The organism is Pandoraea pneumonica, from assembly GCF_049918595.1.
In the GTDB taxonomy this organism is placed as follows: Bacteria; Pseudomonadota; Gammaproteobacteria; order Burkholderiales; family Burkholderiaceae; genus Pandoraea; species Pandoraea pneumonica_A.
In genome coordinates, this window is sequence record NZ_JBNCRZ010000001.1 from 394,764 (window position 1) to 406,991 (window position 12,228).

Sequence of the window (12,228 nt, forward strand, 5' to 3'; positions counted from 1 at the left end):
CGAGACATTCCGATGCGCAATGCCAATGTGCAGTCCTTGCTGGTTTCCCTGCTGGGGGAGGCGCGTACCGACGCGCTTTTCGCCACGCTCAATTCGCCGTCGATACTGGCGGTGTTCGAACCGGGTCAGGTGACCCGCGCCGAGTTGGCGCAGGCCATGAACATGGCGTTGTTCGAGGGGTTGCTGGCGCGCTCGGCCAACGGCCGCAACTACACCGAGGAAACCATTGCCAGCGGTGGCAGCGTGTATTTCGACCATGGCGCGTTGCGCACCGTGCGCTGGGCCAACAATGGCGCGTTGCCGCCGGGAGAAGCGGCGTTCACGCGCATTCTGCGTCCGCTCGGCTTCCGTCCGAACGGCCGCTATCCGCTTGACCGCTTGGGCATGACCGGCCGCGCCTACGCGCACGAAGATGCTCCGGAAGAGATTTCGCAATTCTTCGTGAGCGAACTGCACCCCGAGCGATTCTCCGAAGCGTTCCAACAGGCGGTGTCCAACGTCGTGGGCACGTCCAAAGACCCGCTCACGCCAGCGGCTGTCGGCCAACTGTGGGAACTGGAGCGCGACGGTACGCTGCCGCTGGAGACTGCTCAGGCACTGCTGCCCGTCATCGTGGGGGCGTTCGCGCGTCAGCATGATGTGCCCAGCGAAGCCGACTACGACGCCTTGCTCGCCGAATCGGCCGAGATGGCGTGGATCGCGACCGAGGGCAATGCGTTCAATCATGCAACCGATCGTGTCGAGGACGTCTTTGCGCTGTCCGACGCCGAGAAGGCCAAGGGCCGCCCGATGAAGCCGGAAGTCGAGCGTTCGCGTTCGGGCCGGGTGTTCCAGACGGCGTACCGCGCGGATGTTGTGCGCCGTGAGTTCCGTGCGGCCAATGGCGAGATCGTCACGCGCGACGTGCCGGGGTCCTTTTACGAATTCATCACGCGTCGTCGTGAATACGACAACGCCAAGCATTGCTGGAAGATCGACCTGCGTTTCGACGCGGGAAATGCGCAGGGCATCTTCAAGATGACCGCTAACGCCAAATGACCGTGGGGCGCGGCATGCGCGTTGTGACGGGCGCACAATAGGCCCACGCGACGCTGGCTGCGTCCATTGCCTGCTACCAACGGCTGCTACCACCGAACTACTTAGGGATTTCAACGTGAACGCCACCTCCATCCTCAACGAACTGGGTATTGCCAAACTGGCCGAGACCGGCGACATCGCCGTGCATTCGCCGATCGACGGCGCGCTGATTGGCCGCGTCGCCAGCGCCAGCGTGGCCGATGCGCAAGCTGCGCTCGCCCGTGCGCAGACCGCCTTCACCGCATGGCGCAACGTACCGGCCCCGCGTCGCGGCGAGCTGGTTCGTCTGCTCGGCGAAAAGTTGCGCGAGCGCAAGCAGGCGCTGGGCGCGCTCGTGACGCTCGAAGCGGGCAAGATCCTGCAAGAGGGTCTGGGGGAAGTGCAGGAAATGATCGACATCTGCGACTTCGCCGTTGGTCTGTCGCGTCAGTTGTACGGCCTGACCATTGCTTCGGAGCGTCCGGGCCACCGCATGGCAGAAACGTGGCATCCGCTGGGTGTGTGCACCGTGATTTCTGCGTTCAATTTCCCTGTTGCTGTGTGGTCGTGGAATGCGGCGCTTGCGCTCGTGTGCGGCAATGCCGTCGTGTGGAAGCCGTCGGAGAAGACCCCGTTGACCGCACTGGCCGTCAACAAGCTGATGGAAGAAGTCATTGCCGAATTCGGCGATGCGCCGGAGGGCCTGACGGCACTCGTCATTGGTGGCCGTGACGTGGGCGAGGCATTGGTTGCCGATCCGCGTTCCGCCATTGTGAGTGCGACGGGCAGCACCGAGATGGGCCGTAAGGTCGGTGTCGAAGTGGCGCGTCGTTTCGGCCGTTCGATTCTGGAGTTGGGCGGCAACAACGCTGGCATCGTGACCGGCAGTGCAGACATGGAACTGGCGTTGCGCGGCATCGTGTTCTCTGCCGTGGGTACGGCGGGTCAGCGTTGCACCACGCTGCGCCGACTGTTCGTGCACGAGAGCGTGTACGACAAGACTGTCGATCGCCTGAAGACCCTGTACGGCAAGGTGTCGATTGGCAACCCGTTGGAGCGTGGCACGCTGATGGGCCCGCTGATCGACGAGGGTTCGTTCAAGCGTATGCAGGCAGCGCTCGAGAGCGCACGTGCGCAGGGTGGCAAGGTGACGGGCGGCGAGCGTCATGCTGTCGCGGGTGCCGAGAGCGGTTTCTACGTGAAGCCGGCCATCGTCGAGATGCCCAAGCAGACCGAAGTCGTGTTGACCGAGACTTTCGCGCCGATTCTGTACGTGCTCAAGTACAGCGATTTCAACGAAGCTATCGATGGCAACAATGCGTCGTCGCATGGTTTGTCGTCGTGCGTGTTCACGACCGACTTGCGCGAGGCTGAGCGCTTCACGTCGTCGGCCGGTAGCGATTGCGGCATTGCCAACGTCAACATCGGTCCGAGCGGTGCGGAGATTGGTGGCGCGTTCGGTGGTGAGAAAGAGACGGGTGGCGGGCGCGAGTCGGGCTCCGATGCATGGAAGGGTTACATGCGTCGTGCCACCAACACCGTCAACTACTCTTCCGCCCTGCCGCTCGCGCAAGGCATCGACTTCTCCATCGAGTGATATCGCGCTAACGCGTGCCCGGCGCCATGGACTCCCACGGGCCATACGCCGGGTGCGCAGCGAATCTCGCGAGCACCTGCCCGCTAAATCCAGCGGGCGGAGCTCGCCACCTCCTGAATTTCCATTTCACGTCACACGCTCCACGCTTTCGATAGCGAGGCCTACATGTACGCCTTCACTTCAGTGTTTGCCAATCCGGCGGGCTCGCCGATTCGCGAGTTATTCAAGTACTTGTCCGAGCCGGGCATGATTTCGTTCGCCGGAGGATACCCAGCCAGCGACCTATTCGACGTCGACGGGTTGGCCGCGGCGCAGGCTCGCGCTTTCTCGCAGCCGACGCGATGCTTGCAATACGGCCCGACCGATGGGCTTGCGGAACTCAAGGCGCAGATCATTGCGTTGATGGCGACGCGTGGCGCGAAGTGCGCGAGCGAAGAGTTGTTGGTAACCACCGGTTCGCAGCAGGGGCTCGACTTGTTGTTGCGCGTCATGGTCGCCCCGGGCGACGTGGTCGTGACGGAGCAGCCTGCATATCCGGCGACGTTGCAGGCGTTGAGACTAGCGCAGGCGCAGATCGTGACAGTGCCTGTCGACGCGAATGGCTTGGACGTCGACCATCTCGCGGCATTGCTGCGCGAGGGAAAGATTGCGGTGCCGAAGTTGTTGTACACCGTGCCGACGTTTGCCAACCCGACGGGTGCGACGATGTCGCGCGAGCGGCGTGTGGCGTTGTTGAAGTTAGCGGCCGAGTATCGGTTCGTCGTGATCGAGGACGATCCGTATGGCGACTTGCGGTTTGCGGGCGAGGCATTACCGACGTTGTTGGAATTAGCGGATGAGGTGCCGGGTTCGCGGGCGTGGGTCGTGCATTTTTCGAGCTTGTCGAAAATCGTAGCCCCGGGGTTGCGGGTAGGTTGGACCATTGCACCGCCAGAGATTGCACGGCGTTGCGTCGTAGCGAAGCAGACGGTGGATTTGTGCAGTGTGCCGTGGACGCAGGCGGTGGCGGCGGAGTATTTGGCGGCGGGTGCGTTGGATCGGCATTTGCCGAGCATCAAGGCAGCGTACAAGCGCAAGTGCGACATAATGTGCGAATCGCTGGGCGCATTCTTGGGTAACGAGATCCAGTTCCATGCTCCGGAGGGTGGGATGTTTGTGTGGGCGCGATTGGCGGCGGTGCGCACGAGCGAGTTGTTGCCGCACGCGATCGAACAGAAGGTGTTATTCGTCCCGGGAACGGCGTTCTATGCGGCGGATGCGGATGCAGCGTCATTGCGATTGTCATTCGCTGCACCGGGTGTCGATGCTATCGAGGAAGGCGTAAAGCGATTGCAGCGTGCGATGCAGGCGGTGCGGAAAAAGCAGGAATAAGGCAAGTGCACCGCCGGTTGCAACGAACAGTGGGCGTGGAGACGAGTCGGCGGTGCGCTGCCCGTTTTCCAAAGCGAATTTCGTGGAGCGACGAAAACGGGTAGCGTGCCGGCGGCCGACCACGGGAGGATGAAGTGGGTACCGCGGCGAGGATACCGACGCGGTATGAACCTTTCACCGATGCCTGCGAATTAAAGCTTCAGGCAGACATTCCGAAGCTCGGTATAGAACTCAAGCGAGTGAACCCCGCCTTCGCGTCCGATGCCGGATTGTTTTGCGCCACCGAAGGCGGTGCGCAGATCGCGCAGGAACCAGGCGTTGATCCAGCAGACGCCGACTTCGAGGGCGGCGCCCATGCGGTGTGCGCGGCTGACGTCGGAGGTCCAGACGGTTGCGGCGAGGCCATAGGGCGTTGCGTTCGCTAGCGCGACAACTTCTTCTTCCGTATCGAACGGTGCGATATGGCAGCAGGGTCCGAAGATTTCTTCGCGAATCACCGAAGCGGTTTCGGGCAAGCCGGTCCAGATCGTCGGCTGAACCCATGCACCGTCCTTCATCGAGGCGGGCATATCGGGCACACCGCCGCCCGTCACTACCGTCGCGCCTTCTTCGCGAGCTTTCGCGTAGTACGACAGCACTTTCTCGCGATGCACCTGCGAGACCAGTGGCCCGAAATTCGTGCCCTGCGCGTACGGATCGCCCAGCTTCAGCGATTCCGCACGCTCCTTGAGCGCCGCCACGAAGCGGTCGAAAATCGGTCGCTGCACATAGACGCGCTCCGTTCCCAGACACACCTGACCGCTGTTATCGAAGCTGGAGCGAGTGATACCGGCGACCGCCTTATCGAAGTCGGCGTCGGCAAACACGATCCCCGGATTCTTCCCACCGAGTTCAAACGACACCGGACGCACGCCATTCGCCGCGGCCTTCATGATCGCCTCACCCGTACGCGTCTCGCCCGTGAACGTGATCCCATTCACCCCCGGGTGCTCCGTCAAAAACGCCCCTGCTGACTCCGGACCGAAGCCGTGCACCACGTTGTACACACCGGCTGGCACGCCAACTTCATTCATCACTTCGCCTAGCAGCGTCGCTGTCGCGGGCGTTTCCTCCGACGGCTTCACCACCACCGTATTACCGAAGGCCAGTGCCGGGCCAACCTTCCACGTCATCAGCAACAGCGGCAAATTCCACGGACAAACCACCGCGATCACCCCGCGCGGCGTGCGCACGCCGTAGTTCAGCGCGTTGCCGCCGTCCGGCGCCACCATCGCGAACGACTCCGTCGGCACGTTCTTAATCATGTCCGCGAACACCTTGAAGTTCGCCGCGCCGCGCGGAATGTCCAGATGGCTCGCTAGCGAATGCGGCTTGCCGGTATCCGCAATCTCCGCCGCCAGAAAATCGTCGAACCGGCGATTGATCCCATCTGCCACCGCGTGCAGCAACTCGACGCGCTGCGCCACCGTCATCTTTCCCCATGGGCCTTGCAGCGCGGCGCGGGCGGCACGCACGGCGGCGTCCACTTCCGTGCGGCCAGCTTCATGGACAAGGCCGATCAGGCGGTTGTCCACCGGGTTGCGGTTCTCGAACGTGCGGGCACTCGACACCCACTCGCCGTTGATGAAGTTCTGAAAGTCTTTCATGTCTCGCTCTCGATTTATCGGGGAATGACCACGCCCGGGCTCCCACCCGGCGACATGACCACACGATAAATCCGCTCCCGGACCCTCGTCAATATTTTCTCGAGAATTTTTATTTATCTCGATTTTTATCATCTTTGGCGACAATCCCAACCAAGCTGCTTATAATCGCGAGACTCATTCCCAGGCACATCGAACGCGCAGGGAAGCCCCAAGACATCGAAGACCCATGCTCAGCAACGCTGCCTCGCCCACTCAGGCTCCCGACGCCACCCTCGCCCAAAGCGCCTACCTGCGCCTGCGCAGCGACATCGTCGAGGGCGTGCTGACGCCGGGCGAGAAGCTAAGGGTCGAACATCTGAAGGATCGGTACGACGTGGGGGCGGGAACGTTGCGCGAAGCACTGGCATTACTGGTCGCCGACGCGCTTGTGGTGCAACACGGGCACCGGGGGTTTCGAGTGACGCCGATCTCGCTGGCCGATTTCATCGACATCACCGAGACGCGGGTGCAATTGGAGACAGAAGCGCTGCGTCAGTCCATCACGCTGGGCGACGATACGTGGGAGGCCAACCTGACGAGCGCATTCCACCTGCTCTCGCTTGCGGAAGAACGGTTGGCTAGCGGCGGAGCAGAAGCTTTCGCGCAATGGGAAGCCCGCAACCGCGCGTTTCATGAAGTGTTGATTGCGGCGTGTCCGTCACGCTGGTTGCATCACTTTCTCGCGATTCTCTACCGGCAGTCGGAGCGCTATCGCCGCTTGTCGATCACGCACCAACCGGTGCCGCGCGACGTGCACGAGGAGCATCAGGCGATCTTCGACGCGTGCCTCGCGCGCGATGCGCGCAAAGCGGCCGAGTATCTCGCCGCCCACATCCGCAAGACCCTCGAAGCGGTGCGCGAACTGCCCGATGCAGTCATCAACGCGGGCACAGCCGCGTTGACGCCGGTGCGGTGATCTTCTGGATTCGCGACAAACTCAACGCGGCAAACTCTCGCGCACAATCTGCGCAAAATACTTCGCCCCCAACGGCAGAATCGCGTCGTTGAAGTCGTAGCACGCGTTGTGCAGCGGAATCGCGCCGGGCTCATCCTGCGTGCCGTTGCCGATGAACGCGAAGTTGCCCGGCAGATGTTGCAGAAACACGCCGAAGTCTTCCGACGCCATCACCGGCGCAATGTTCGCCTCGACCATCGCGTCACCTGCCACGGCCTTCGCCGCACGTACCGCGACCTCGGTGTTCGCTTCCCAGTTCATCGTCGGCGCGAACTCGTGCGTGTACTCGAATTCGCAATGGGCGCCGTGCATCGCGCAGATGCCCATGCAGATGTCGCGCATGCGAATTTCGAGCAAGCGCTGTACGTCGGGCGTGTAACTGCGCGTATCGCCCTTGATGACGACGTTCGTGGGAATCGCATTGCGAATACCGTCGGTGATGAATTCCGTGCAAGACACCACCGCCGACTCGCCCGGGTCGACGCTACGCGACACCACCGTTTGCAGCGCCACCACAATCTCCGCGCCGATCACCAGAGGATCAATCCCCATATGGGGACGCGCAGCGTGCGTGCCCTTGCCGCGAATCCGGATCACGAAGTTGTCTTCGCTCGCCATGATGCCGCCCGCGCGCGTCGCGATCTGCCCAGCCGGAATGCCCGGCATGTTGTGGATGCCGTAAATCGCATCGATGGGAAAGCGTGTCAGCAGCCCGTCGGCAATCATCGCCTTTGCGCCCCGGCCATGCTCCTCGGCGGGCTGGAAAATGAAGCGTACCGTGCCGTTGAAGTCGCGCGATTCGCACAACAACTTGGCCGCGCCCAGCACCATCGACATATGCCCGTCGTGACCACACGCGTGCATCTTGCCGGCCACTTGCGAAGCGTGGTCGCGCCCCGGTGCCTGCTCGTTGATCTGCAAGGCATCCATATCTGCACGAATGCCGATCGCCCCCGGGCCGTCGCCGACAGTCAAACTCGCGACGACGCCGGTGCCGCCAACGCCGCGATGCACATCCAGTCCGAAGCTCTCGAGGATGGTTGCCACTGTCTGCGACGTTCTGACCTCTTCGAAGCCCGTCTCCGGCAGACGATGGAACGCGTGCCGCCAATCGGTCAGTGCCTTCGCGAAATAGGTGTCTTGCGTCATGGTCAGTTCCTCGAATCTTGATGTGCCGATGCCGTCACCGTGCCTCAGCAATACGCAGCAATACTCAGCGCGACAACCACGCACGTTGACGTTCGGCCACCGCCTCAGCCGTTTCCCCAACAAGGTCCGCATAGACGGACGGTGCCGTCGCCCCTTCGGTGTTGATCAGCAACACCCGAGCATCGGCATTAAGGCCAAGCGCCGAGGTCATCTGCGGCGATGCGGTCGCCGCCATCAATCCAGCAAGCCCCGCCACGCCTGATTCCCCTGCAACGAACGGCACATCGTTCTCACTGCCTTGCGCAAGGCGCCGCATCGCGTCCACCGCTTGCGCGTCGGTCACCGTCATGAAGCCGTCAACCGACGGCTGCAAGAACCGCCACGCCAACGGCGACGTCTCGCCGCACGCCAACCCCGCCATGACCGAATCCACGGTGCCAGTCGCTTGCGAAGGCTTGCCCGCCATCGCGCTTTGGAAAAGACAATCGGCTTGCACCGGCTCGACCACGACGAACGTCGGACGCTGCGCGCCCCAACATTCCCACAAGTAGCTCACAACGCCAGCGGCCAACCCGCCCACGCCGCCTTGCAGAAAGACATGTGTCACCGGTGCAGCGCTCGTGCTTGCCACATGCGCGACGTCTTCACTCGGTGCCGCCAACGCCTCAACTACCTCAGCAGCGATGGTGCCATAGCCCTGCATCACATCGCGTGGGATCGCTTCGTAGCCGTCATAAGACGTATCCGAAATCACATGCCAGCCGTGACGCTCGGCGAGCGCCGCCGCTTCCGTCACCGAGGCGTCGTAATTACCTGCGATACGCACAATCGTCGCACCGTAGGCGGCAATCGCCTGCTCGCGCTCCTCGCTCACATGGGCGTGCAGCACGATCACGCAAGGGCAACCGATGCGTTGCGCCGCAGCCGCTAATGCACGGCCGTGATTACCATCCGTCGCGCTGATCGCCGTGAAGCCAGCAAGCGCGTCGCGATGCGCACCGGCAAACAACGTCTTGGCCGTGAACCCGTTGCCCTCGAATGTGCGCAGAATCTGACGCACGAGTGCGATAGGCGCACCCAATGCCTTGAAGCTGCCCAGCGACGAGCGCAGCGCTTCATCCTTCATCAACACAGTTTTCACGCCCAGCGACGCAGCCAAATCCGGCAAGTCACGCAGCGGCGTGCTGCCTGCGCGCAACCCGTCCCATTGCATCAGCCATTCGCGGCTCTCGCTGGCACGAGCCATGCTCATGATCTTTTGAAGCTCCGCCGGATACGGCACACGCGACGCGCGAGGATTGAGGTACAGCATGGGGGGACTCCGGTAATTCGAGATTGGGGGGCAACGATGCCGAGCGTGTCGGCTATCGGTCGAGCGACGAGACGCCAAGCCGTTGCGCAACGACGTCGAGCAATACCTGCGCGCCGTTCACCAGTTGATCGTCGTCGGTGTGCTCACGCGGGTTGTGGCTGATACCGCCGCGACTCGGCACGAAGATCATGGCAGCGGGTGCGATGCGCGCGATCATTTGCGCGTCGTGGCCCGCGCCAGAGGTCATCCGCTTGTAGGACAGACCGCGCTTCTCCGTGCACTCGGCGATCACATTCGCCAACGCCGCGTCGAACACCACCGGCGAGAAGCGTGCGAAGCGTTCCGTCGTGACGCGCACACCTTCCTCCCCGGCAATCTGCATCAAAAATTCGGTCAGACGTGCCTCACCTGCGGCCAGACGCTGCTCGTCCGGGTCTCGCATATCCACAGTGAACACCGCGCGGCGTGCAATCACGTTGATCACACTCGGCGACAGTTGCATCGTGCCGACGGTCGCGAGCGTGGTGCCCGACTCGCGCGCGATGCGGCGCAACTCGGTGACCACGGCAGCGGCGGCATAACCCGCGTCATGGCGCAAATGCGTGGGCGTCGTGCCCGCATGATTCGCGTTGCCGTCGATCGTGATCTGCTGCCACGAAATGCCTTGCAGGTTTTCCACCACCCCGATTTCCAGACCCTCGGCTTCCAGAATCGGCCCCTGCTCGATGTGGAGTTCGAGATACTCATGCGGCACGAGCGTGCCCGGCGTCATGTCCCCTGCGTAGCCGATGCGAACCAGTTCGTCGCCCAGTCGCGCACCATCGGTACCGATGGCATCCAGCGCCTCGTCTAGCGAGAACCCGCCCGCGTGCACGAGCGACCCCATCATGTCCGGATGAAAGCGTGCCCCTTCCTCGTTAGTGAATGCCACCACCGTGATCGGACGCGACGGCACGATACCCGCCTCGCGGAACGCGCGCGCGACGGCCAGTCCGCCCAGCACGCCGTAGCAACCGTCGAGCGCTCCGGCGCCCACGACGGTATCGATATGCGAACCCATCATGAGCGGGCGCAGTGGGTTGCCGTCGGCATCCGTCGTGCCTGACGGCAGCGTGCCAAAGATGTTGCCGATGCGGTCGACGCGCACGTCGAGATCCAGCTCGCGCATCCATGCGACAACCTGATCGCGGCCTGCTTTCTCGGCGTCGGTCAGTGCGACGCGGGTACGGCCACCGTTGACGGGATCGGCACCAATTTCACCCAACTCGCGCAGTTGTTGCAGCAGCAAGGGGCCATTCAAGCGAAGCGATGACGTCGAGGAAGCCGTGGAGGAAGTGTGTTCGTTGTGCGACATGAGACGGTGCTGTCTTGGACCTGCGTGTGACTTGGACGCCCGGGAGACCCGCCACTCGGGCGAGTGGCGCGTTACCGCTGGCGGAGTATCATCGGATGACCTGAATAATATTCCGGACAACGCGTATCAATTGCGCGTTTTCGGCCATCAAATCGAATTTTTATTGCGCGCCATGACGCTCGACAGTTACGACATCGCCCTGCTCGCCGCGATTCAGAAGGACGCCACGACACCGCAGCATGCCCTCGGTGCGCAGGTGAATCTCTCGTCAGCCGCCGTCAACCGGCGCCTGAAGAAACTCAGCGACGAAGGCGTGACGCGAAAAACGGTGTCGCTCATCGATGCGGCACAGGTCGGCTATCCGCTCACTATCATCACCGAAGTCGAAGTCGAGAATGAGCGCCTCGATCTGCTCGATGCCATGCGGCGCAGCTTCCTCGCGTGTGCGCAGGTGCAGCAGTGCTACTACGTCGCGGGCGAATGCGACTTCGTGGTGATCATGGTCGTGCAGAACATGGCGCAGTACACCGAGCTCACGCGTGCGCTGTTCTTCGAGAGCAACAACGTGAAGCGCTTCAAGACGCTCGTCTCGATGAGCAACGTGAAAGTCGGTCTGGAAGTGCCGATGGACGGCGTTCCAGGGTGAGGCGGGTAAGCCTGGTGAGCGCCTGGCGGCAACCCATTCAACGCATTTCGGCCCGAAGCTCGCGCACACCCCGCCCCAGCTTGCGACGCAGCAGCGTGCGCAAGGTGGCGGCATCGGCGTAGCCCACTTCGGTCGCAATCGATTCGAGATCGCGGCCAAGCGAGACAAGATGCTGCGCCCGTTCGATTCGTAAATCCTGAAAGAAGGCCAGCGGCGACTTGCCGAGCACTGCCTCGGTACGGCGTTGTAATGTGCGCGGCCCAATGGCCAGCGCGTTGGCCGCATCCTGAAGCGAGAAACCCAACGACAAACGCTCACGCGCCCAGCGCTCGAATTTGGCGATCAGCGGATCGGCATTGGCCAGAAAATCGGGAATGACGTATCGCGCTTGCGACGAACGCGTATCGACGAGCATGAGCCTCGCCACCAAGGCCGCCAATTCAGGGCTTGCCTGGCGCACCAGCCAGAGCGCCAAATCGAGGTGCCCCATCATGGCGCCAGCGGTGACGATGCGCGCGGAGGCCACCAGCATCTTCGAATGATCGAGATCGACGCTCGGATAGCGCTGCCGGAAGAACGGCGCGAGCGACCATGTCGTCGTCGCGGTGTGGTCATCGAGCAGACCGGTTTCAGCAAGCAGGAAAGTCCCGATACACGCAGCGGCCACGCCGGTGGCAGAGGCATCGTGCCAACGTCGGATGTGCGCGATCGCGTCTCGGACGTCGGGCCTCGCCAGCGCGACGGTCAGCGCCTCGGGTTGCTTGGCGTTGAGCGCGGGCACTACCACCCAGTCGGCCTGACGCAGGGCACTCGCGGGTTCCACTGGCAGTGAGAACCCCAGCGCAGTGCTGATGCGTTTGCGCACGCCCACGACGTGAACGTCGAACGGCGGCACCGGAAACCCCTGCATGGCGGCCAGTTCGTTGGCGGTCGAGAACGTATCCATCAGCACGGTGAGGCCCGTGTCGAATACGCCGTCGAGTGCGAGGATGGCAAGTTTCATGTCGTAAATGACTCGAATAATGTCATTCCCGACTATAGTTTGTAGCGATCTCCGGGTCTAGACTTTGTCGTGCTGCGGCCATCACGCAAGATCGGCCGCT

General features: G+C 62.7%; 10 protein-coding genes. 5 read left to right on the forward strand and 5 right to left on the reverse strand.

Annotation, left to right across the window (positions count from 1 at the left end):
* Nucleotides 1-12: 12 nt before the first annotated feature.
* From ACPWR9_RS01850 to ACPWR9_RS01860, 3 genes are all read left to right on the forward strand, one after another.
* Nucleotides 13-1,038, forward strand: coding sequence for a DUF1338 domain-containing protein (locus tag ACPWR9_RS01850; protein WP_426312635.1), 1,026 nt, complete (start codon nucleotides 13-15; stop codon nucleotides 1,036-1,038).
* Nucleotides 1,039-1,153: 115 nt separating this feature from the next.
* On the forward strand, nucleotides 1,154-2,653 hold the full coding sequence (locus ACPWR9_RS01855; RefSeq protein ID WP_426312636.1) for an aldehyde dehydrogenase family protein: 1,500 nt from the start codon (nucleotides 1,154-1,156) through the stop codon (nucleotides 2,651-2,653).
* A gap of 165 nt (nucleotides 2,654-2,818) precedes the next feature.
* Nucleotides 2,819-4,024 (forward strand): PLP-dependent aminotransferase family protein, encoded by a 1,206-nt coding sequence (locus tag ACPWR9_RS01860; RefSeq protein ID WP_426312638.1) that lies wholly within the window; start codon nucleotides 2,819-2,821, stop codon nucleotides 4,022-4,024.
* 191 nt (nucleotides 4,025-4,215) lie between these two features.
* Here ACPWR9_RS01860 and ACPWR9_RS01865 read toward each other — a convergent pair whose 3' ends face one another.
* Entirely contained in the window at nucleotides 4,216-5,670 is a 1,455-nt protein-coding gene (locus ACPWR9_RS01865) for a 2-hydroxymuconic semialdehyde dehydrogenase (protein WP_426312640.1), read from the reverse strand.
* Nucleotides 5,671-5,896: 226 nt separating this feature from the next.
* On the opposite strand from ACPWR9_RS01865, the gene ACPWR9_RS01870 reads away from it, so the two are divergent.
* Entirely contained in the window at nucleotides 5,897-6,625 is a 729-nt protein-coding gene (locus ACPWR9_RS01870) for a GntR family transcriptional regulator (RefSeq protein WP_426312641.1), read from the forward strand.
* Between the two features lie 21 nt (nucleotides 6,626-6,646).
* Here the strand turns inward: ACPWR9_RS01870 and ACPWR9_RS01875 are convergent, their stop codons facing one another.
* The 3 genes from ACPWR9_RS01875 to ACPWR9_RS01885 all read right to left on the reverse strand — a co-directional run bounded on the left by ACPWR9_RS01875 (nucleotide 6,647) and on the right by ACPWR9_RS01885 (nucleotide 10,479).
* Nucleotides 6,647-7,813: a M20 aminoacylase family protein gene (locus ACPWR9_RS01875; protein WP_426312642.1), complete on the reverse strand. Its 1,167-nt coding sequence runs from the start codon at nucleotides 7,811-7,813 to the stop codon at nucleotides 6,647-6,649.
* A gap of 64 nt (nucleotides 7,814-7,877) precedes the next feature.
* Nucleotides 7,878-9,125: a diaminopropionate ammonia-lyase gene (locus tag ACPWR9_RS01880; RefSeq protein ID WP_426312643.1), complete on the reverse strand. Its 1,248-nt coding sequence runs from the start codon at nucleotides 9,123-9,125 to the stop codon at nucleotides 7,878-7,880.
* 52 nt (nucleotides 9,126-9,177) lie between these two features.
* Nucleotides 9,178-10,479 (reverse strand): Zn-dependent hydrolase, encoded by a 1,302-nt coding sequence (locus tag ACPWR9_RS01885; protein WP_426312644.1) that lies wholly within the window; start codon nucleotides 10,477-10,479, stop codon nucleotides 9,178-9,180.
* A gap of 172 nt (nucleotides 10,480-10,651) precedes the next feature.
* Here ACPWR9_RS01885 and ACPWR9_RS01890 point away from each other — a divergent pair, with 172 nt between their 5' ends.
* Nucleotides 10,652-11,125 carry an Lrp/AsnC family transcriptional regulator gene (locus ACPWR9_RS01890; protein ID WP_426312645.1) on the forward strand — a complete coding sequence of 158 codons (474 nt, stop codon included), beginning with the start codon at nucleotides 10,652-10,654 and terminating at the stop codon, nucleotides 11,123-11,125.
* A 37-nt stretch (nucleotides 11,126-11,162) separates the two neighbouring features.
* On the opposite strand, the gene ACPWR9_RS01895 is transcribed toward ACPWR9_RS01890, so the two are convergent.
* Nucleotides 11,163-12,128, reverse strand: a complete 966-nt coding sequence (locus ACPWR9_RS01895) for a GlxA family transcriptional regulator (protein WP_426312646.1) — start codon at nucleotides 12,126-12,128, stop codon at nucleotides 11,163-11,165.
* Nucleotides 12,129-12,228: the final 100 nt, after the last annotated feature.